16 protein-coding genes and 2 pseudogenes are annotated in these 21,243 nt (G+C 45.9%); 15 read left to right on the forward strand and 3 right to left on the reverse strand.

The annotated features are described in order from the left end of the window. Positions 1 to 185: 185 nt before the first annotated feature. The 8 genes from HMPREF9443_RS06345 to HMPREF9443_RS06380 all read left to right on the forward strand — a co-directional run bounded on the left by HMPREF9443_RS06345 (position 186) and on the right by HMPREF9443_RS06380 (position 8,961). The gene (locus HMPREF9443_RS06345) at positions 186 to 1,520 is read left to right on the forward strand and encodes an MATE family efflux transporter (RefSeq protein ID WP_009145726.1); all 1,335 of its coding nucleotides are present in this window, start codon (positions 186 to 188) and stop codon (positions 1,518 to 1,520) included. Between the two features lie 212 nt (positions 1,521 to 1,732). Beyond that, a complete protein-coding gene (dapF, locus tag HMPREF9443_RS06350) occupies positions 1,733 to 2,620 on the forward strand; it encodes a diaminopimelate epimerase (protein WP_040565172.1) in 888 nt (295 codons plus the stop codon). Between the two features lie 106 nt (positions 2,621 to 2,726). Beyond that, positions 2,727 to 3,929 carry an LL-diaminopimelate aminotransferase gene (locus HMPREF9443_RS06355; RefSeq protein WP_009145728.1) on the forward strand — a complete coding sequence of 401 codons (1,203 nt, stop codon included), beginning with the start codon at positions 2,727 to 2,729 and terminating at the stop codon, positions 3,927 to 3,929. 169 nt (positions 3,930 to 4,098) lie between these two features. After that, positions 4,099 to 4,947, forward strand: a complete 849-nt coding sequence (locus HMPREF9443_RS06360; RefSeq protein WP_040565165.1) for a transporter substrate-binding domain-containing protein — start codon at positions 4,099 to 4,101, stop codon at positions 4,945 to 4,947. Positions 4,948 to 5,050: 103 nt separating this feature from the next. Continuing rightward, positions 5,051 to 5,845, forward strand: a complete 795-nt coding sequence (locus HMPREF9443_RS06365) for an amino acid ABC transporter permease (protein ID WP_009145730.1) — start codon at positions 5,051 to 5,053, stop codon at positions 5,843 to 5,845. A gap of 3 nt (positions 5,846 to 5,848) precedes the next feature. Then, entirely contained in the window at positions 5,849 to 6,592 is a 744-nt protein-coding gene (locus HMPREF9443_RS06370; RefSeq protein ID WP_009145731.1) for an amino acid ABC transporter ATP-binding protein, read from the forward strand. Between the two features lie 202 nt (positions 6,593 to 6,794). Further along, the gene (locus HMPREF9443_RS06375; RefSeq protein ID WP_009145732.1) at positions 6,795 to 8,348 is read left to right on the forward strand and encodes a DUF4127 family protein; all 1,554 of its coding nucleotides are present in this window, start codon (positions 6,795 to 6,797) and stop codon (positions 8,346 to 8,348) included. A gap of 1 nt (position 8,349) precedes the next feature. Beyond that, positions 8,350 to 8,961, forward strand: a complete 612-nt coding sequence (locus HMPREF9443_RS06380) for a GNAT family N-acetyltransferase (RefSeq protein WP_009145733.1) — start codon at positions 8,350 to 8,352, stop codon at positions 8,959 to 8,961. A gap of 141 nt (positions 8,962 to 9,102) precedes the next feature. Here HMPREF9443_RS06380 and HMPREF9443_RS06385 read toward each other — a convergent pair whose 3' ends face one another. The 3 genes from HMPREF9443_RS06385 to HMPREF9443_RS06395 form a co-directional block, all read right to left on the reverse strand. Continuing rightward, a complete protein-coding gene (locus HMPREF9443_RS06385) occupies positions 9,103 to 9,924 on the reverse strand; it encodes an ABC transporter permease (RefSeq protein ID WP_009145735.1) in 822 nt (273 codons plus the stop codon). Further along, the gene (locus HMPREF9443_RS06390) at positions 9,917 to 10,705 is read right to left on the reverse strand and encodes an ABC transporter ATP-binding protein (RefSeq protein ID WP_009145736.1); all 789 of its coding nucleotides are present in this window, start codon (positions 10,703 to 10,705) and stop codon (positions 9,917 to 9,919) included. Before HMPREF9443_RS06390 ends, HMPREF9443_RS06385 begins: the two co-directional genes overlap by 8 nt. A 120-nt stretch (positions 10,706 to 10,825) precedes the next feature. Next, on the reverse strand, positions 10,826 to 11,845 hold the full coding sequence (locus HMPREF9443_RS06395; RefSeq protein ID WP_009145737.1) for an ABC transporter substrate-binding protein: 1,020 nt from the start codon (positions 11,843 to 11,845) through the stop codon (positions 10,826 to 10,828). Positions 11,846 to 12,073: 228 nt separating this feature from the next. Here HMPREF9443_RS06395 and HMPREF9443_RS06400 point away from each other — a divergent pair, with 228 nt between their 5' ends. The 7 genes and pseudogenes from HMPREF9443_RS06400 to HMPREF9443_RS06425 all read left to right on the forward strand — a co-directional run. Beyond that, entirely contained in the window at positions 12,074 to 13,357 is a 1,284-nt protein-coding gene (locus tag HMPREF9443_RS06400; RefSeq protein WP_187363701.1) for a hypothetical protein, read from the forward strand. Between the two features lie 232 nt (positions 13,358 to 13,589). Next, on the forward strand, positions 13,590 to 14,777 hold the full coding sequence (locus HMPREF9443_RS06405) for an efflux RND transporter periplasmic adaptor subunit (protein WP_040565169.1): 1,188 nt from the start codon (positions 13,590 to 13,592) through the stop codon (positions 14,775 to 14,777). Between the two features lie 13 nt (positions 14,778 to 14,790). Beyond that, a complete protein-coding gene (locus HMPREF9443_RS06410) occupies positions 14,791 to 17,922 on the forward strand; it encodes an efflux RND transporter permease subunit (RefSeq protein ID WP_009145740.1) in 3,132 nt (1,043 codons plus the stop codon). A 417-nt stretch (positions 17,923 to 18,339) separates the two neighbouring features. Continuing rightward, a pseudogene (locus tag HMPREF9443_RS10575) lies at positions 18,340 to 18,465 on the forward strand (sodium pump decarboxylase); the annotation flags it as partial. Positions 18,466 to 18,555: 90 nt separating this feature from the next. Continuing rightward, positions 18,556 to 19,689 (forward strand): sodium ion-translocating decarboxylase subunit beta, encoded by a 1,134-nt coding sequence (locus HMPREF9443_RS06415; RefSeq protein ID WP_040565171.1) that lies wholly within the window; start codon positions 18,556 to 18,558, stop codon positions 19,687 to 19,689. A 494-nt stretch (positions 19,690 to 20,183) separates the two neighbouring features. Continuing rightward, positions 20,184 to 20,309: pseudogene (locus HMPREF9443_RS11200) on the forward strand (OadG family protein); the annotation flags it as partial. A 224-nt stretch (positions 20,310 to 20,533) separates the two neighbouring features. Continuing rightward, on the forward strand, positions 20,534 to 21,243 hold a 710-nt coding region (locus HMPREF9443_RS06425; RefSeq protein ID WP_009145744.1), incomplete at its 3' end, for a sodium ion-translocating decarboxylase subunit beta.

A 21,243-nucleotide genomic window follows, 5' to 3' on the forward strand; every position in this document is an offset into this window, starting at 1 on the left:
TTTAAGGTTGGGTTTTGTCCCAGCCTCTTTTTTTATGTTAAGCATTGCTTATCATAAGCGTAATATTATGCCTTATAAATATAACCGGGCATAGAAAATATCAATTTGCTATTGCCTAAATTTAGTATTATAATATCTATCACTAGCTAAAAGAAAGAGAAGGTATTGAAGATATGCGGACAAGCATGGACATGCTTAATGGTTCCTTATGGGATAAAATATTTAAATTTTCTATGCCGGTAGCTGCAACAGCTATCTTAGAGCAGTTTTTTACCGCTACAGACGTAGTAATTGCCGGCAACTTTGCTAACAGCGACAGAACAGCGGCAATGGCTGCCGTAGGAACAGATTTGCCGATTATCGGTATGATTATTTTTCTGTTCTTAGGTCTGGCCTTAGGCTCTAATGTTGTTATTGCGCAGTCTATCGGCAGACGTGATACGGAAGGCGTAAAGAAGGCGGTGCATACTGCTGTACTGCTTTCGCTGATTATCGGTATTGCGGTAGCTGTTTTTGCACAGTTTGCTGTTGTGCCAATTTTAGGTTTGCTGGAAATTCCGGCAGAAGTTTTACCTTCAGCTGTGATGTACCTCAGAATATATTTTTTAGGTATGCCGATTATTTTGCTGTACAATTTTGAAGCGGCTATTTTCCGCAGTATCGGTGAAACGCAAAAACCGTTGATGGCGCTTATTGCAGCCAGCTTGGTTAATATTGTGCTGGATTTATTCTTTGTCTGCGTATGCAAGCTGGATGTTACTGGTGTAGCTATTGCTACAGTGTTGGCTAACGCGGTTTCTGCTTTGATTCTGCTCCGCTTATTGCTGAAAACAGATTCTATAATTAAGTTGGAATGGAATAAGCTGCACCTTGATATGCCTACGCTGAAAGAAATTGTAAGCATCGGCTTGCCTGCAGGCATCCAAGGCGCAGTTTTCAGCCTGGCTAATGTTGTTATTCAGGGTGCTATCAACAGCTTGGGCACAGAGGTCATTGCAGCCTCCAGTGCTTCGCTGATTCTGGAGATGGTAGCGTTCAGTATCTTCAGCTCCTTTACACAGGCGTGTACGACCTTTGTCGGGCAGAATTATGGCGCCAGACAGATGGCCCGGTGCCGTGTGATTTTACGCTTATGCCTGCTGGAGGATGTTATCTGTACGGGCTTTTGTATGCTTATCGTATTTCTCTTCGGTGACAGGCTTATTGCGCTCATCAACGACGACAGCGAGGTTATCAGGCTTGGTTATATCAGGGCTTCTATTGTATTCTGTGCCTACATTTTCAGCCTTTTGTATGATGTGATGTCCGGTTATCTGCGTGGCTTCGGCATATCGTTTTTACCGTCGCTGCTTACGATTTTAGGTGTCTGTGGTGTACGCTTTTTATGGGTTGCCTTTGTTTTCCCGGTGTATCATGATTTCCGTACCTTAATGTATGTTTATCCTGTAAGCATGGGTGTTACCGCTGTGCTGATTTTTGCTGCGCTGATGTGGTGCAGACCGTCTAAAAGATTTGCGTAAATAATTTTCGAAGTGTTTTTTGGAGCAAAATACTGTTGTAAGTGAATATATTACTGATATAAAAAGCAATACTGCTCATTATAATATGCCGGTACGCAAATGTGCCGGCTTTTTTGTGCGCTAATGCTAACTTTATTGTTTATCCGGTTGGAATTTCAGTATATTTTTGTTATAATGAGTAAAGAGGATTCAAAGGAGGAAGGGCCATGAAAATAGAATTTACAAAAATGCATGGTGCTGGTAATGATTATGTCTATGTAGACTGCACCAAGGAGATGCTGCCGAACCCGGGCGCTATTTCCGAATATGTAAGTCATAGACGCTTTGGTATTGGCAGTGACGGTCTTATCTGCGTTTGCAAATCTGACGTTGCTGACTTCAAAATGCGTATGTTCAACGCTGACCGCAGCGAAGGCAAGATGTGCGGTAACGGCGTGCGCTGCGTAGCTAAATTTGTGCATGACAAAGGTCTGACCGATAAAACTACTATTACGCTGGAAACACTTTCCGGTGTAAAGGAAATTGAAATGGTTGTCGAAAACGGCGAGGTTGTAGGTGCAAAGGTAGATATGGGCAAACCTGTTTTCCGTGCTACCGAAATTCCGATGAACTGCGACCATTATATTTTCGTTGACCAGGCAATTGTTCTGAATGATAATCATGATGATGTAACCAAAGAAAAAGTTTTCTATAACGGTACGGCAATTTCTATGGGCAATCCGCACTTTGTTACCTTTGTGGATGATGTGGACAGCCTGAACTTGGAAGAACTGGGACCGCAATTTGAACATCATAAGCTGTTCCCGGAAGGTGTGAACACTGAGTTTGTACAGGTTCTGGACAAGAACACTGTCAAGTTCCGCGTTTGGGAGCGTGGCAGCGGCGAAACCTGGGCCTGCGGCACCGGTGCAAGCGCTGTTACTGTAGCCTGCATTATGCTGAACAAAGCAGGCAAGAAGGGCGAACCGCTCAATGTACATTGCAAGGGCGGCCTGCTAAAGGTTACGCATGAGCTGAATGACCATGTTACCCTGGAGGGCAACGCAGTCGCAGTATTTGACGGCGTAATTGATATTCCTGAGAGCATTATCAACGAGTAAACAAATTGCTTGAACTACTGGCTGCAGGTATCGCAATGCTTGCAGCTAGTAATTTTTCAGGCGTTTGCTATAAATTTAAAATGATTTTAATAATGGGGGTTTTTCAATGGCATTTGTAAACGAAAACTATTGTAACTTAAAAGAAAGCTTTCTTTTTGCTGATATCGCGCACAAGGTAAGCGCGTATGCTGAGGCACATCCAGACAAAAAGATTATCCGCCTGGGCATTGGTGACGTTACCCTGCCGCTGGCAAAATGTGTTGTTGATGCAATGGCTAAGGCTGTAGCAGAAATGGGCGTACAGTCTACATTCCGTGGCTATGGTCCTGAACAGGGCTATGATTTTCTGCATGCAGCACTGGTAAAATATTATGCTTCCTTCGGCGTTACCTTGGAAAGCGATGAAATTTTCATCAGCGACGGTGCAAAGAGCGATTGCGCTAATATCACCGATATTTTCAGCAATGCAAACACTATCCTGATTCCTGATCCGGTATACCCTGTATATCTGGATACCAACATTATGTGCGGCCGTCACATTATTTATATGGAAGGCAAGCCGGAAAATGATTTTCTGCCGATGCCGGACGAAAATGTTAAGGCTGACGTAATTTATCTGTGCTCTCCGAACAACCCGACCGGCTCTGCTTATACCAAAGAGCAGTTGGAAGAATGGGTTGCTTATGCACTGAAAAATGATGCTGTTATTCTGTACGATGCTGCTTATGAAGCATATGTAACCGATCCGGCAATTCCGCGCAGCATTTTCGTTATCGAAGATGCTAAAAAATGCGCTATTGAGCTGTGCTCTCTGTCCAAGACTGCCGGCTTTACCGGTACCCGTTGCGGTTATACCGTTGTTCCTCATGCACTGGTTCGTAAAACCGAAAGCGGCAAGGAAATGGAACTGAACAAAATGTGGCTGCGTCGCCAGACCACTAAGTTCAATGGTGTTCCTTACATTATCCAACGCGGTGCAGAGGCTGTATTCAGCGAAGAAGGCATTAAACAATGCCGCGAAAGCATTGCTTACTATCAGGAAAATGCACGTATTATCATGGAAGGCTTTGATAAAGTTGGCATTAAATATTATGGCGGCGTACATTCTCCGTACATCTGGCTGCAATGCCCGGACGGCATGAGCTCCTGGGAATTCTTTGACTTCCTGCTGGAAAAACTGCAGGTTGTAGGTACTCCTGGTGCAGGCTTCGGCAAAATGGGCGAAGGCTTCTTCCGCCTGACTGCTTTCGGCAGCCGTGAAAATACCATCGAAGCTATGGAACGTATTATTAACGGACTGAAAAAATAAGCTTAAGTATTTCAAGCCGTACTTTTTCTTGCGGGAGATAGTACGGCTTTTATGCAGTTATACTCATGTATACATTATATCTGTGCCGGAACGCTTGCTTTTTTGACAGTAATATAGTAAAGTATTACGTAACTTAGTAGATAATTTCACAATGAAAGGTGTGTTTTTGATGAACTTGAAGAAATTTTTGAAAGCTGCTCTGTGCGGCGCTATGGTTGTTGCAATGGCTGTTACTGCAGGCTGTGGCGGTGGCGATAAAAAAGCTGACAGCGGCAAAAAGGTATTGAAGGTTGGTATGGAATGCGCATACGCTCCGTACAACTGGTCCCAACCGTCTGCTGACGGCGGCGCTGTAAAAATCGCCGGCTCTAACGAATATGCTTACGGTTATGACGTTATGATTGCTAAAAAATTAGCTGATTCCATGGGCGCTGACCTGGAAATCCATAAAATCGAATGGGATGGCCTGGCTCCTGCAGTAGTAAGCGGCAAGATTGATGCTGCAATCGCCGGCATGTCCATTACCTCCAAACGTAAAGAGTCCGTTGACTTCACCAAACCTTACTACTATGCAACTGTAGTAGCACTGGTTAAAAAGGATTCTCCGCAAGCTCAGGCTAAGAGCGTTGCCGACCTCAAAGGCTCTATTGCTACCTCTCAACTGAATACCATCTGGTATGACCAGATTGACCAGGTTCCGGACGTTAAAAAGCTGCCTGCTATCGACAACGTTCCCGGCATGATTGTTGCGCTGAAATCCGGCAAATGCAACTTGATTGTAACCGATATCCCGACTGCTAAGGCTGCTGCTTTTGCTAACCCTGATCTGACTATGGTAACCTTCCCTGAAGACAAAGGCTTCAAAACTTCTAAAGAAGATGTTGAAATCGGTATTGCTATTAAAAAAGGCAACAAGGAACTGGCAGACGCTATGAACAAGGTTCTGAGCGGTATGACCGAGGCTGACTTCAATAAGATTATGGATGAAGCTATTAAGAAACAGCCTTTGGCAAAATAAGCTGTATAAGAATGGAATAGCTGCGTTGCAATAACGAGTTACGCCATTTGCAAGGGGCGGCGGTTGTCGCCCCTTTTTGTATTAAATTAAGGTGGTGTATGTAATGCCGGAAACATTTTTTGGCTGGGTAGTTTACCTGCTGCAGCAATATGGCTCTGTCCTGCTGAAGGGCGCGGTCGTTACTCTGCTGCTGGCAGTAGTAGGCACATTTATCGGCTGTATTATCGGCCTTATTGTTGGTGTTATCCAAACAATTCCTTTGGAGGATAATGACAGCAAGGTTAAGAGAACTTTGGTGCGCTGTTTGCAGCGCTTGTTAGACGCTTACGTAGAGGTGTTCCGCGGTACACCTATGATTGTACAGGCTATGGTTGTTTATTATGGTGCAATGAGCCTGTTTGATATCGATATGTCACCGCTGTTTGCCGGCTTTTTGGTTGTTTCTATCAATACCGGTGCTTACATGGCAGAAACTGTGCGTGGCGGTATTGAATCTGTTGACCCGGGACAAAAGGAAGCAGCAATTGCTATCGGTATGGACCATATCCAGACCATGCGCTGCGTTATTCTGCCGCAGGCTCTGCGCAACGTTATGCCGCAGCTGGGCAACAACCTGATTATCAATATCAAGGATACCTCTGTATTGAACGTTATCTCCGTAACAGAGCTGTACTTTGCTTCCAAATCTGCTGCAGGTGTATATTACAAATACTTTGAAATTTTCTTCATTACCTGCGTAATTTACTTTATTATGACCTTTACCGCTTCCCGCCTGCTGCGCTGGTTGGAAAGCAAGATGGATGGCCCGAAGGATTATCAGCTGGTTACCTATGACCCGATGATGGACCCCTGCGGTGATATTCCTCTGCCTACTAAGAAGCCGAAAGGACGGTACTAAGCTATGGAAAAGGAACTTTTGTTATCAGTCCATGATTTAAAGAAAAGCTTTGGCGAGCGTGAAATTTTAAAGGGCATCAGCTTTGATGTCCGTCGCGGCGATGTTGTCTGTATCATCGGTCCTTCCGGCAGCGGCAAGTCTACGCTTATCCGCTGCGTGAACTATTTGGAGCATCCGACTGCCGGCACTATTGATTACCGTGGTACGGATGTAAATGAAGCTTTCAAAAAGCTCACTATGTATCGTACTAAGGTAGGCATGGTGTTCCAATCCTTTAACCTGTTCAACAATATGACCGTTCTGGAAAACTGCATGGTCGGTCAGGTTAAGGTCCTTGGCAAAAGCAAGGAAGAAGCTCGCACAACTGCGCTGAAATATCTGAAGCATGTTGGTATGGATACTTATGTAAATGCGAAACCGCATCAGCTTAGCGGTGGTCAAAAGCAGCGTGTGGCAATCGCACGTGCGCTGGCGCTGGAGCCGGAGGTTCTTTTAATGGACGAGCCGACAAGCGCACTGGACCCGGAAATGGTTGGCGAGGTTCTGCGCGTTATCCGTGACCTGGCCAAGGAAGGCCTGACGATGGTTATCGTAACGCATGAGATGGCTTTTGCCCGTGACGTTTCTAACCGTGTTATCTTTATCGACCAGGGTGTAATTGCTGAGGAAGGCGAGCCGCAGGAGCTGTTTACGCATCCGAAGAATAAACGTACCCAGGATTTCTTAAGCAGATTTGCTAACGCTTAAGCTAATTTTATAACGTAGCTTTGCTCTCTGTTTCAAGGTATACCTTGAAGCAGGGAGCTTTTGTTTTGCGATGAGCTTTTATCATAACCGAGAGATGCAAGAAGAAATTATAAGTCAACGCAGGAATTTTATTTATTGCTGTAGAATTTCTATTAAGGCGAGGAATATCTCTGCTTAGAAAGAGTTAAAGGTAGTGATAAAAATGATGAAGGTTTTGCGAAGTGTTTTGCTTTGCGCTTTACTGTTGACTACTCATACAGCATTTGCCGCTAAGGGCACTCTGTTATATATACCCATGGACAACAGACCGGTGTGCCTTGATTACACAGTGCAGACGATGCAGGCTGCAGGCTGGGATGTGCAGCTGCCGCCGGCTGAATATATTGCCGGTGCTCAGTCAGCAGGGCAGCCGGAGAAGCTTTTTAACTGGCTGGAGGCTAAGGCTGGTGAATCGGTAGCCATTGTTGCTTCTTCCGATGCTTTGCTTTATGGCGGGCTGGTAGCATCGCGCACACATGAAATTTCGCCTGAGCTTCTGCAGCAGCGTGCCGAACGCTTGGTAGAGCTGAAAAAGCAGCACGGCGGACAGAAGGTTTATGTTTTTACCACTATTATGCGTTCTCCTAAGGCCAGCAGTGCACCGACAGAGCCTGCATATTATAAGGAATGGGGCCCTAAGATTTTCCGTTTGGGAGAGCTGGAGGACAAGCTGGAGCTTAAGCAGATTAAGCGTAAAGAGGTAAAGGAGCTGGCGGAGCTGCGCAGCAGCATTCCCCGGGAAATACTTGCTGATATGTTTGTGCGCCGCAGCAACAATATCCATGCTACGGAGCTTTTGCTGCATGGTGTGGAAAGCGGCGATTTTGATTATATGCTTATCGGGCGTGACGATACCGCTGCCTATTCTCAGGCACATAGGGAAGCACGCGAGATGGATATTCTGGTGAATGAGCTGCCGAAGGAGAAAATCCGTTTCTTCGCCGGCGCAGATCAGCTTGGCCTGCTGCTTTTGAGCCGAGCTGCCAACCGTCTGCAGTATGAGCTGCCTTTGGTAAATGTAACCTATGCTGTCGGCAAGGGCGGTAAAACAGTGCCAACCTACGAGGATGATACTGTGGCCGTTAGTGCCAAGCAGCATATCTATGCGGCAGGTGCTTTCCCGGTATATTCGCGCAAAAATGCGGATTTGGTTTTGGCTGTCAACACTCCTGCCGATGGTGTGACGCATGAGGCGTCTGATGCAAGCAATAGCTATAAGGCATTGCCTGCTACCGTAAATTTCGTCAATAAGGTTGAAAGCATTCTTAAGCATAATCATCCTGTGATTGTGGCAGATATCCGCTTTGGCAACGGTGCGGACAATGCTTTGATCAAGACCTTGTTTGACAAACAGTTGGCATATCGTCTGGCATCCTACGGCGGTTGGAATACCGCGGGCAACAGCCTGGGCTTTGCCCTGGCGCAGGGGCTGCTGCATAAGCAGTTAACACCGGAAGCAAGAGAAAATCTGCTTAATGTGCGTTATCTTGATGATTGGGCTTATCAGGCGAATGTGCGCATGCAAACCTATCAGCAGCTTATCTGGCCTAACTATTGGCCCAACAGCGGACTGAATGAGGAGCAGCGTACTGCGGCTGAAGCATATATTACCCGGGAAATCAACAAGGTAAGCAAGCCGTATATGGGCAACACTGCCGAAGAATATAAATTTACGCTGCCGTGGAGCAGAATGTTTGAAGTAAAGGTGGATCGATAAAATGTCGATGAAGTATACGCTTCGCCTTGCGAAGCCTGAAGATGCCGAAAAGCTGCTGGAAATTTACGCGCCATTTGTCATCAGCAGCGACAGGACGCTCAGTGATGTATCATTTGAATACGAGGTGCCTTCAGTAGAAGAATTTACTGAGAGAATCAAAAATATTTCTGCGGACTATCCTTATATAGTTTGTGAGCACGAAGGCAGACTGCTTGGTTATGTTTATGCTCATCCTTATATTCAGCGTGCTGCCTATCAGTGGGGCGCTGAGGCAACTATTTATTTGGCGCCTGAGGGGCAGGGATGTGGCTTAGGTAAAGTTATGTATGCAGCGCTGGAAGCTTTACTGCGCCTGCAGGGGGTAGTTGTTACCTACGCCTGCATTACTGCCAGCAATGAGCACAGCGTCAAAATGCATGAGGCTTGCGGCTATAAAATTATCGGTACTTTCAATAATACAGGCTTCAAGCATGGTCATTGGCTGGATATGGTGTGGATGGAGAAGGTTATTGCCGAATATCCCAAGCAGCCTGCGCTGATCAAGAAGATAGGCGAGCTGCCGCTGGAACCCGTGACAGCAGTTTTAAAAGAGGCTTCAGCAAGGCTGCAGTAATAGCTTAGCAGAAAGCAGTTTTTGTGTATCGGCGTAACAGTATTTTAAAAAGCTGTTGTAAGATTTTAGCAGAAAAAGAAAAAGCACTGTCAGCTCTATCTGATATAAGAATATCAGTGAGCAGACAGTGCTTTTGTGTTTTTAGATGTTTTTCCAGGGGATAGCCTTTCTCTCCAACCATTGCAGGAACAGGTTAAAGAGCAGGCCGAGCAACGACAATACAATAACTCCGGCCATCAGGCGGTCGGTAATCATCAAATCGCCGTAATGCAGGATGAGAGCACCGATGCCGACCTGGGCAGCAATCATTTCTGCTGCTACCAGCAGCAGCAGAGAGGTGCCGGCAGCAAGGCGCAGACCTGCGAAAATCATAGGTAAGGCGTTAGGCAGAACAACACTTTTCATCGTTTTCCACCAGCTGGCGTTAAAGCTGACGGCAACCTTGATAAGCAGTGTATCAACATTTTTGACACCGCTGTAGGTGTTCATTGCTACCGGAAAAAAAACGCCGAGAGCAATAATCGTTACCTTCGAAAGCTCGCCGATTCCCAGCCAAAGGATGAATAACGGCAGCAAAGCGATTTTAGGGATAGGATAAAGAGCGTTGACAACAGGATTGCCGATTTTATCTGCCAGTGCCGAGGTACCGGTAACAAGGCCCACTGCAAGGCCGATAAGGCTGCCGACAGCAAAACCGATTAAGATACGGTACATGCTGGCTGCCAGGCTTACGCCGATTTCGCCGTCAGCAAGCATGGTAAGCAGGGCGCTGATAATCTGGCTCGGTGCCGGCAAAAACAAAGAAGAAACCAGGCCGCAGCGGCAGATAGCCTCCCAAAAGAGCAGCAGGATGATGATGGAAGCAACGCTTACCCAATGCGGATAGGTCTTTTGCCAATGCGTCATACGATTGCACACGATATATTCGTTAGCTGCGCTCGCAGAAGTTTTCTTTTCAGGCATTGTCTTCCACCTCCATTAAGGCAGCACGCGCATCCTTGCTGATATGCTCCCAAATGATACGGACAAATTCCGAAATTTCGTCTGTGTGCTCAGGCTTAGCACGCTCGGCACGCGGAAGGACAATCTGCAGTATTTTGCTGACCTTGCCGGGGCGACGCGAAAGCAGTACAACTCTGTCAGCAAGCATTACTGCCTCCTGAATATTATGTGTAACATATAGCGTGGTCAGACGCGTCTTTTCCCACAGCGTTACCAGCTCCTCCTGCATGATGGTGCGTGTTTGCGCATCCAGGGCAGAAAACGGCTCATCCATCAGCAGCAGGTCAGGCTCGATAGCTAAAGCACGGGCAATGCCAACGCGCTGACGCATACCGCCGCTTAATTGGTGCGGGAAGGATTTTTCAAAGCCCTTTAAGCCTACAAGCTCAATGTAATGCTTAATGCGTGCCTCCTTTTCGTCTGCTTTCATGCCTGCTGTTTCCAAACCGAAGGCAATATTATCATGCACATTACGCCAGGGGAAGAGGCCTGTTTCCTGAAAGACGATGCTCATGCGAGGCTCATAGCCTGCAGCGACATCAGTAAATTTTACGTTACCGCTTGTGGGTTCCAAAAGTCCGGCGGTTATATTGAGCAAGGTTGATTTACCACAGCCTGACGGTCCTACCAATGCTACAAATTCTTCCTTAGTAATGCTGAGGTTAATATCCTGCAAAACAGGAAGAAGCTTACCGCTGGTAGTGGTGAAATTCTTGCAGATATTTGCGATTTCTAATTTCATTTTCTACCATCCTCCAAAAAGACTGGCGCTAACATATCAGTCGCAGCGTTTTGGTGCTAAAGCATCGTCAACGCATTTTGCAGCTGTTACATTTACGCCAGTCTTGCTTTAATACAAGTTTTATTTCTTCAGTGCTTCATCCAAAAAGCTGGTGTTGGCAACATCCTTCGCATCCAGTGTGCCGGAAATCATCTTGTTGTCAGTGTACCATTTAATCTGGGTCGCGATATCGCTGACGAGCAGCTTGCCGTCCTTATCAATATAGGGCAGGCCGGCTTTAATGTCTTCAGCCGGAGCCTTAACGTATTTGGCTACAATATTAACAACCTCTTCCAGCTTCTTGGCATCCTTCTTTTCTACTGCAGCTTCGTAGTAATAGTTGCAGGCTTTGTTGTAAGCACGCATGAAGCGTACTGCCGCATCCTTATTCTTCATAAAGTCAGGTGAGTAGAAGATAGCAGAGGTCTGGTAAGGAATAACGTCGCCAACCTGTACTACAAGTTTGCCGTAGCCTGCTTTTTGCACCTTGGTGATGTTAGGCTCGTTTAAGATACAGCCGTCAATCTGCTTGCTTTCCAGAGCAGCCATAACAGCACTGAGCTTGCTCAGGGGAACAATTTCCACATCATTGAGGCTCATGCCCTGGGTTTCCAGCATTCTGCCAAGCATATAATGGAAGGTAGAGCCCTTTTGCGTAATACCAATACGCTTGCCCTTCAAATCCTTCAGGCTTTTTACGCCGGCGTTATAATTGTCGGTGGTCACAAGCAGTGCAGAAGAGGAATAGCCTTTTTGTTCACGTCCTTTATCCGCAACAATACCCAGCTTTTGTCCGTTGGCTGCCATGTTATAAAGGCTGGCCGTAATGCCGGTAGCACCGACATCAACCTTAGAGGAAGCGGTGGATACGGCAATCGGATGAGCGGCATCAAACCATTGCGGTTCAATTTCTATACCTTCTTCAGCAAAGAAGCCCTTATCCATAGCGATAAATAAAGGGGCGCTGCTTGTCAGGCGCAGCATGCCAAGGCTTACCTTAGTCTTTTCTTTGGGTGTGTCTTTTTTTGAATCGTTACCGCCACAGCCTGCAGCTAATACTAATAGGCAAAGGCTGAGCAGAATAGCAACAATTTTCTTCATTAATAAATCCTTCCCTTCTCCCAAAAATTCATAAAATACCGCTTTTATTCTACACTATTTAACAATAAAAAGCAGTAATATTAATGAAAAAATCGTTTTGGAAGCTAAGAAAAAGTTTTTTTGTACGAAATGAAACAGAATTTGCTGATGCTTTAGACACCTTTATGTGAAAAATCTGTGTTAATACGGTTCTTAATAACAAAAAAATGCTATAATATAATAGTATGTTTGAAGAAAGGACGTGGAGATGTGAAGATAAAATGGTTGGTGCAAGGCCTGGCCTGCAGCAGCGTACTTTTCTGCAGCAATATGGCCGCTGCCGCTGACACGCTGTTGGCGCAGGTGCCGCTGCAGCTGACAGCAGAGCAGACTGTTACTGCCGAGCTTTGGGGTGACAGGCTGTCTAACGGCTACGCCAATGATCTGCTTGTTATGATTAAGGATAAGGACAAGAAGCTTTTGACGGCTCATGCACCTTCTATTAAGGGAGGATATAATTGCCAGCTGCAGCCTATTAAGCTGTGGGCAGGCAAAAGCGGCAGACAGCAGCTGCTGGTGAGTGCTGCTCAGGGAGATTGGCATGCGCCCAGTGAATATCGTGTGCTTTCCTTTGCCAACAAGAAAAATGTGCGTGAGGTCTTTGGTGCTGCTGAAAGCATGGGACTGGTTACGCAAGCCTATGCCAAGGACGGTAAAATGCATGTAGCTTTAATCGACGGTAATAAATCTGATTTAACGCCGGCAACAGGCAGTGAGGTTGAAGACGGCAAGCTGGAGTATGGCGGCTTGCATTCGCTGGTGGCACATGATGTAGATAATGACGGTACAGATGAATTATTGGGCTGTCAGCAGCTGGTGCAGAAAAAGCAGCCTCTGGCAGATGTGGGCGCTATCTGGAAGCAGGACAAGAAAACTAAGGAATGGAAACAGTTTTCCCTGACCATTATGACGCTTGCGCCTACGCCTAAGGATAATACCGTAAATGATGGCAAGGATTTTGCTGCCGGTACTATATTGGTGCGTAAGATGGTAGTTCCCGGCGGTGAGGCGACCTTCCCGGTTTTTGCCGGCAAGGATGTAGAGCTACAAAATAAAATGAATAAGCTGCTGCAGGATGAATGCAAAGATTATCTGGAGCATTTTTACAAGGGTGAGGCAGATATGGCTTTTAAGGTGATGCGTGCCGATGAACAGATTCTGAGCCTGCAGCTGATCAGCGGTAAAAACAGCTTTATCCATCATCAGCTGAACGTAAATCCAAAGACTGCCGAAAAAATCAGCCTGGATGAAGTGCTTAATGTCAAGGATAAGGATTTGCTGCCGCTGATTAATCTGCTGAATACCAATAAGAAGGTTGTATATAAGGACAGACTGCCGGATGAATGGTATATTGAAGGAGATAACCTGTTCTTGATGCAGCGTATTAATGGCGTGGACCAGGTATCGGGTTTTGCCATGGGCAATCTGCATAAATTTTTGCTGAAAAAAGAACTGTTGAACAGCAAAAGCTGACTGATCAGTCAGTAAAATTTGTGAGAAGAAGATAATGTGAGAAAATACAAGAAAAAGCGGCGAAAACTGCTTAAATGACGTTTGCTTTTCTGAAAAATGTCCATTATAATAGTAGTATTCTGAAACTGGAGCAGGAATATTTTCAGGTAAAGGTGCTATCGACAATATAGCAGTATCATTTGTCATTATATATATTGAGTAGTTTCAGAGTGAAGGTGAAGGAGGTTTTTTTATGTTAAGTTTTATTCGCTCCTGCCGTGCGAGAAAAGCAATGGCTGCGGCGCTGGCGGCAACCTTTGTATTGAGCGTTGCAGGCTGCGGTCAAAAACAGCAGCAGGGCGGCAATCAGGCGACATTGGTTAAAACCATGAAGGTTATTAAGCGTGACACCCCTCTGGTATATGATTATACAGGCTTTGTACAGGCTCAGCAGGAAATGGAGCTGAAAGCTCAGGTAAGCGGTCAGATTACAGCCAAGTATTTCAAGGGCGGTGACAATGTAAGTGCAGGCCAGACCTTGTATGCTATTGACCAGCGTACTTATCAGGCTAACGTGCTTAACGCGCAGGCAGGCCTGGCTAATGCCCGTGCGGCTTTGGCTAACGCAGCTCTGAATGCAGAGCGTTACAGCACTCTGTATGCACAGAATGCAATTTCCAAGCAGGTTCTGGATAACGCTATTATGCAGCGTGACCAGGCACAGGCTTCTGTAAATGCGCAGGAAGCAATTCTGGAAAATGCGCAGATTAACATGACCGATACCAGCGTTTCCGCTCCGTTCAGCGGACGTATTGATACTACAGCACTGGAGGTTGGCAACTATGTAACCGCAGGTCAGACTACTCTGGCCAAAATCAGCAACACTGACCCCGTATTCGTACAGTTCAGCATCGCTGAGCCGGAATATCTGAAGCTTTCCGGTTCCCATGATAACAGCGGCGCTGCTTCTCTTGACAACCTGACTGTTGTTCTGAGCGATGGCAGTACCTATGATTTAAAGGGCACCGTAGCAGAGGTTAACCGCGGTATCAACGACAACACCGGTACCATGACTGTAAAGGCTTTATTCAGAAATCCTGCACATCGTCTGTTGCCAGGCATGTTTGCTCACGTACAGGCAACTGCAGGCACCAAAAAGGATGCTCTCTTGATTCCTATGCGTGCAGTTGTTGAATTGATGTATAAGAAATTTGTTTATATTGTCGGCAGCGACAACAAGGTTACCATGAAGGAAGTAACTCTTGGTCCTTCCGTCGGCCGTTTCTACATGGTTGAAGGCGGTCTGACCGGCGACGAGACAATCGTAGTTGAAGGCACCGGCAAGATCAGACAGGGTGCTCAGGTTAACCCGCAGCCGATGACTGAGGCTGATCTGGATACTACTGTTGACAACAGTGCTACCGCCGGCAAGAAGCAATAAGGAGGTTGGCTAGATGGCTCGTTTCTTTATTGATCGCCCTGTATTTGCGATAGTACTGGCGATTATTATTACCTTATTGGGCACGATTGCCGGCTTCAGCCTGCCTATCGCCCAATATCCTAACATTACCAAACCGCGTATCAGCGTAAACACCAACTATGTAGGTGCGAGTGCCGATATCGTTGAAAAGGCTGTAGCACAAACCATTGAGCAGAAGGTCAGCGGTGTAGAAAATATGCTGAACATGTCCTCCGTAAGTACCTCCAGTGGTGAGTACGAGCTCAATGTTGAGTTCAACCTGGAGAAAAACGCAGATATCGCTTCTGTAGAGGTTCAGAACCGTGTATCCCAGGCAACCAGCTCTCTGCCGAGCGAGGTTTCCGGTTATGGTGTTACTACTGCCAAAGAATCTGCCGAGACCATTATGTATTTTGGTCTTTATTCTCCTAAAAATACCTATGATGCTATGTTCTTAAGAACATATGCGGATGCGAACTTCCTGGATGCCGTAAAGCGTGTTAAGGGCGTATCTACCGTTGGCGAATATGGTCCGGAATATGCAGTCCGTATCTGGCTTAATCCTGAAAAAATGGCGCAACTGGGTGTAACTGTAACCGATGTTTCCAACGCTATCAAAACGCAAAACATTCAGGCAGCGGTTGGTTCTATCGGTAACCGTCCTACCGTTGACAAGCAGGAGCGTACCTATTCCGCAAGCGCTCAAGGTCGTCTGAATACGCCTGAGGAATTCGGTAACGTTATTATCCGTTCCAATAACGGCGATAACTTGAAGCTTAAGGATATCGCAACTATCAAAGAAGGTCCTCGTAATGACCTTGTCGTCAGCAAGCTAAACGGCGGTGATTCCGTTGTATTCCCGGTATCCTTGACCTCCGATGCGAATGCTATCGAAACTGTTAAGAATATCCGCGAGGTATTAAAGGATGCTGAAAGCCGTTTCCCGGATGATATGAAGCTGATTGTTATTCAGGATAATACCCAGTTTATTACCGAATCCCTGGAGAAGGTTGCACATACCTTCGTTGAAGCCTTGATTCTGGTTATTCTGGTAGTATTCATGTTCCTGGGCAGCTGGCGTGCAACCTTGATTCCTATTCTGGCTGTACCTGTATCCTTGGTTGGTACCTTCGCTTCCTTCGTAATTTTGGGCTTTACTATCAACACTCTGACTGCTTTTGCAATGATTCTGGCTATCGGCCTTGTTGTCGATGATGCTATCGTTGTAGTAGAAGCAGTAGAGCATCATATCCAGGAAAACGGTATGTCTCCTAAGGAGGCAACCTACCGCGCTATGAACGAGGTTTCCGGTCCTGTTGTGGCTATTGCCTTCGTACTGTCTGCGGTATTTATTCCTGTAGCTTTCACCGGCGGTACTGTCGGTGAATTGTACAAGCAGTTTGCGATTACGATTTCTGTATCTATGATGCTTTCTGCTATTGTAGCTTTGTCCCTGACTCCTGCGCTTTGCTCCCTGATTCTGGTCAAGAAGGAAGAGGCGCCGAAGGGCTTTATCGGCAAGGCTGTAAAAGCATTTGACGATTGGTTTGCAAGAACGCTGGCCAAATACGTGAAAAACGTTGAAGGCTGCATCCGTAAATCTAAGCTTATCCTGACCTGCCTTGTTGTTGTGGTTATCTGCATCGGTTTCCTGGCGAAGGCAACGCCGACAGGCTTTGTGCCGAACGAGGACCAGGGCATGACTGCTGTATCCATCGCTTTGCCTGAGGGTGCTTCCAGTAACCGTACGCAGCAGATTATGGCAGGCCTTGCACAAAATATGAGAAAGCTCCCCGGCGTTAAAAACGTTATGGAGGTTAGCGGTATTGATATCCTGTCCATGGGCCAGAAGGCTAACGCTGGCATGGCAGTAGTTACTATGGAGGACTACAGCAAGCGCAGCAACAGTGTACAGGATGTTATTCCGATGATTTTCGGCATGGGCGCACAGATTCCTGATGCAACCGTTATGGCCTTCCAGCCGCCTTCTCTGCCCGGTGCTTCAAGTACCGGTACTCTGAGCCTTTGTCTCATGAACCTTGGCGGTGAGGATGTTAACACCATGGGTGAGCGTGCTAACGAATTTTTGGCTGCTTGTCGCAAGCGTCCGGAAATCGGTATGCTGTACACTACCTTGAACACCAATACTCCTATGTATCAGTTTGAGGTTGACCGTGATAAGGCACAATCCCTGAACGTTCCTGTATCTACTGTTTATTCCGCATTGCAGGCGTTCTTAGGCGGTAACGAAATCAACGATATCAATAACTTCGGCCGTACTTGGAAGGTTGTTATGCAGGCTGATGAAAAATATCGTACCGGTGTAGAGGATATGCGTTACTTCTTTGTACGCAGCAATGACGGCAAGTCTATTCCGCTGAATACACTTGTAAAGCCTACTCCTAAGAACAGCTCTGTTGTTATGACACGCTTTAACGGTGCTAGTGCGATTCAGATTTCCGGTGACCCTGCCAGCGGTTATTCCTCCGGTCAGGCTATGGCTGCTATTGAAGAGGTTGCTAAGCAGGTTCTGCCTAATACCTATACCTACGAATGGACCGGTCAGAGCCTTGATGAGATTGAAGCCGGCAGCCGTTCCACTCAGGTTTTCATTATCTCTCTGATTTTCGTATTCCTTTGTCTGGCAGCTCTGTATGAAAGCTGGACAATTCCTCTGGCAGTACTGCTGTCTGTACCTTCCGCAGTTTTCGGCTGCTTCCTGGTACAGTATGCACGTGGTCTGCAGAATGACGTTTATATGCAGATCGGTCTGATTACCTTGATTGGTTTGGCAGCAAAGAACGCTATTCTGATTGTCGAATATGCGAAGATGAATATGGAGCAGGGCATGGATGTTGTACATGCGGCTGTTGAGGCTGCTCATGTCCGTCTGCGTCCTATCCTGATGACCTCCTTCGCCTTCATCTTAGGCTGTCTGCCTTTGGCTATTGCTACCGGCCCGGGCGCTGGTGCGCGTGTATCCATGGGTAACGCCGTAGTTGGTGGTATGACCATCGCTACTCTCTTTGGTATCTTCCTGATTCCTGTACTCTTTGTAGTTGTTGAACGCTTCTTCAGCCACAAAAAGAAGGGGACTCCCGAAGATAATGTAACCGAGCAGCTGTAATGCTGCTAAAAAACGCCGCTCAAACGAGCGGCGTTTTTAATTTTCAATAGCTGGTTTTAGGCAGTAAAATGCATATTTTTAATTTTATACATAAATAATAGCATAGAAGTTAATGGCTATTCTGATTTGAAAAGCAAGCTCAAAAAGCCTGCTTTTTTAAGTTACATAAGTAAACCAATCCTTTTCAATAACAAAAGTGCTTTTTAAATTTTAATAACAATAACAAATTTAAAACGAATACAATCTGTAAGTAAACTAAGACCGTCCGTTTATTATGTGTGACATAAGCAACGGAATAACAGCAGAATTATTTTTATACTTAATTCAGCAAGGCAAAAAGGGGTGTTTGAAGTCAAATATCCGGAAGCATATTGCGGTAAATATTATATTTAAATTTATTTGGAAGGGGTGATTTATATGGGTTCCGTAACAACTAATCCGTGGCTGATTTCTATTATCAACATGACAATCGTTTTTGGTGTGCTCATTGCTTTAGGTGTACTCATGAGTATGATTCAGTTGGTTGACCCTACTAGAAATAAGCATTGAAGCAAATGATGCACTTTTTTCCCTGTCTGATCTATTAAAAAATGCACTTATTTTCCCGATATGGGTCAAGAGGAGGATTATTCTATGTTTGAGGCATTTATCGTCGCTTTGGCTTCTGTTTGGGCAGACTCAGGTTTTTCTGCTCTGACAAGTGGCAACGTTATTATGATTGTCGTTGGTCTGGTTCTGCTTTATATGGCTATTGGTAGAGGCTTTGAGCCCTTGCTGCTGTCTCCAATCGCCTTCGGCTGTATCTTGGCTAACATTCCTAAAAACGGTTTCGAACAGCCGGGTGTTATGTCCGTTATTATGTATGGTATTCACCATGAAGTATTCCCGCCGTTGATTTTCTTGGGCGTTGGCGCAATGACCGACTTTGGTCCGCTGATTGCTAATCCAAAAACCTTGCTTTTAGGTGCTGCTGCTCAGATTGGCGTATTTGTATCTTTGATGGGCGCTATGGCTTTAGGCTTTACTGTACAGGAAGCATCTGCTATCGGTATTATCGGCGGTGCTGACGGCCCGACAGCTATTTATCTGGCAGCTAAAATGGCTCCTCAGCTGTTAGGTGCAATCGCAGTTGCTGCTTACTCCTACATGTCTCTGGTTCCGCTGATTCAGCCTCCTATAATGAAACTGTTCACTACCGAAAGAGAACGTAAGATTGTTATGGAGCAGCTGCGTCCGGTAAGTAAATTTGAAAAGGTCGTTTTCCCGATTATGTGCACCATCGTTATTTCTCTGCTGCTGCCGCCGGTAACAGCTTTGATCGGTATGCTGATGCTTGGTAATCTGTTCAAAGAAGCAGGCTGCCTGGACCGTCTGTCCGATACTGCACAAAATGCATTGATGAACACCGTAACCATTATGCTGGCTACCGGTACCGGTCTTACCATGAGTGCTGAGGCCTTCCTGAACTATCAGACTATCCTGATTATCTGCTTAGGTCTGGTTGCTTTTGCTGCAGGCACCTGGGGCGGTGTAGTATTCGGTAAGATTATGTGCATGGTAGACGGTGGCAAGACTAACCCGTTGATTGGTTCCGCCGGTGTATCCGCAGTTCCTATGGCTGCCCGTGTATCTCAGATTGTCGGTCAAAAGGCTAACCCGGCAAACTTCCTGCTGATGCATGCTATGGGTCCTAACGTAGCAGGCGTTATCGGTACTGCAGTTGCTGCAGGTACCATGTTGGCTATGATCGGCCCTGTTGCTAAATAAACAGTTGTTGTAACATCTCTCCCCTAAAAGTGAAGCCCATCCGGTAAAACGGATGGGTTTTGCTTTTATTTAACTTTAAATAGACTTGCAGTCATCAGGCCGCGGCTGTTTGAAAGCAAAAAAATAACCAGTTCGCAGCTGGTTATTTTTTATTGCCAAAACTAAATTCGCAGTCGTTTCAGCATTCTCCCAATCTCTCTTTAGACAAATTGAAAACTGAGAGGATATTAAATTGTTGCTTTGCAGTATTTATTTTAGCAAACTGAATATGACAATCTGTTGCACAGGCAACAAAAACGATTAATGAACTTTTGAAATAGTATAGAAGGTAAAGTTAAGCAATAATGTAAATAAAGTAACTGTTTGACGGAAAACAGTGTGACCTGTGCAACAGAAGATAAAAAAATATAACTTTATACTTATTAAAGTAAGATAAGCATCTTGCTTATAGAACTTAGTTCCCCTTTAATTATCTTAGGAAGAGGTGATAAACAGTGGGTTCTGTAACAACAAATCCGTGGCTGATTGCCATTATCAATATGACCATTGTCTTTGGAGTTCTAATCGGATTAGGCATGTTGATGAGTTTAATCCAGGTAGTTGATCCTACCAAGGCTAAATAAGATTTAGCTGAAACAAGGTTTCAAAGCAGTGCTGCTGCTTTAAGCAGCTTCATAAGAAGAAATGACATTTTCTGATGTTCTGCTTGCGTTGCAAAGCAGACCACAGGTAGACTAGGGGAGACTGTGGTGATACAGTTAAAATGAAAGTGTTGTAGCATTATTGTGGAGCTTATTTGCACTTATAACATCCCAATTAAGGGAAACAAGGAGGAAAAATTCACATGTTTGAGGCATTTTTTGTTGCTTTGTCTTCTGTATGGGCAGACTCCGGCTTCTCTGCACTGACAGGCGGTCATGTAATCATGATCTGCGTTGGTCTGCTTCTGCTTTATATGGCTATTGCTAAAGGTTTCGAGCCTTTACTGCTGTCCCCGATCGCATTCGGTTGTATTCTGGCTAACATTCCTAAAAACGGTTTCGAAGAACCTGGTGTTATGTCCGTTATCATGTACGGTATTCACCACGAAGTATTCCCGCCGCTGATCTTCTTGGGCGTAGGCGCTATGACCGACTTTGGTCCTCTGCTGGCTAACCCGAAAACCCTGCTCCTGGGCGCTGCTGCACAGGCTGGCGTCTTCGTAGCTCTGCTGGGCGCTATGCTGCTTGGCTTCTCCGTACAAGAAGCTGCTGCTATCGGCATCATCGGTGGTGCTGACGGCCCGACTTCCATTTACCTGGCTGCTAAAATGGCTCCTCAGCTGTTAGGCGCAATCGCAGTTGCTGCTTACTCCTACATGTCTCTGGTTCCGCTGATTCAGCCTCCTATCATGAAACTGTTCACCACTGAAGCTGACCGTAAAATCGTTATGCAACAGCTCCGTCCGGTTTCCCACTTCGAAAAAGTTGCATTCCCGATCATGTGCACCATCGTTATCTCCCTGCTGTTACCTTCCGTAACCGCTCTGATTGGTATGCTGATGCTTGGTAACCT

This window comes from Phascolarctobacterium succinatutens YIT 12067 (assembly GCF_000188175.1).
GTDB classification, from domain to species: domain Bacteria; phylum Bacillota; class Negativicutes; order Acidaminococcales; family Acidaminococcaceae; genus Phascolarctobacterium_A; species Phascolarctobacterium_A succinatutens.

Excerpts from the sequence above, each read along its gene's own strand:
- HMPREF9443_RS06355 (WP_009145728.1), top strand. The coding sequence starts at position 2,727 with ATGGCATTTGTAAACGAAAACTATTGTAACTTAAAAGAAAGCTTTCTT.
- HMPREF9443_RS06345 (WP_009145726.1), top strand. The coding sequence starts at position 186 with ATGGACATGCTTAATGGTTCCTTATGGGATAAAATATTTAAATTTTCT.
- HMPREF9443_RS06410 (WP_009145740.1), top strand. The coding sequence starts at position 14,791 with ATGGCTCGTTTCTTTATTGATCGCCCTGTATTTGCGATAGTACTGGCG.
- HMPREF9443_RS06405 (WP_040565169.1), top strand. The coding sequence starts at position 13,590 with ATGTTAAGTTTTATTCGCTCCTGCCGTGCGAGAAAAGCAATGGCTGCG.
- HMPREF9443_RS06380 (WP_009145733.1), top strand. The coding sequence starts at position 8,350 with ATGTCGATGAAGTATACGCTTCGCCTTGCGAAGCCTGAAGATGCCGAA.
- HMPREF9443_RS06395 (WP_009145737.1), bottom strand. The coding sequence starts at position 11,845 with ATGAAGAAAATTGTTGCTATTCTGCTCAGCCTTTGCCTATTAGTATTA.
- HMPREF9443_RS06375 (WP_009145732.1), top strand. The coding sequence starts at position 6,795 with ATGATGAAGGTTTTGCGAAGTGTTTTGCTTTGCGCTTTACTGTTGACT.
- HMPREF9443_RS06360 (WP_040565165.1), top strand. The coding sequence starts at position 4,099 with ATGAACTTGAAGAAATTTTTGAAAGCTGCTCTGTGCGGCGCTATGGTT.
- HMPREF9443_RS06370 (WP_009145731.1), top strand. The coding sequence starts at position 5,849 with ATGGAAAAGGAACTTTTGTTATCAGTCCATGATTTAAAGAAAAGCTTT.
- HMPREF9443_RS06415 (WP_040565171.1), top strand. The coding sequence starts at position 18,556 with ATGTTTGAGGCATTTATCGTCGCTTTGGCTTCTGTTTGGGCAGACTCA.
- HMPREF9443_RS06385 (WP_009145735.1), bottom strand. The coding sequence starts at position 9,924 with ATGCCTGAAAAGAAAACTTCTGCGAGCGCAGCTAACGAATATATCGTG.
- HMPREF9443_RS06365 (WP_009145730.1), top strand. The coding sequence starts at position 5,051 with ATGCCGGAAACATTTTTTGGCTGGGTAGTTTACCTGCTGCAGCAATAT.
- HMPREF9443_RS06390 (WP_009145736.1), bottom strand. The coding sequence starts at position 10,705 with ATGAAATTAGAAATCGCAAATATCTGCAAGAATTTCACCACTACCAGC.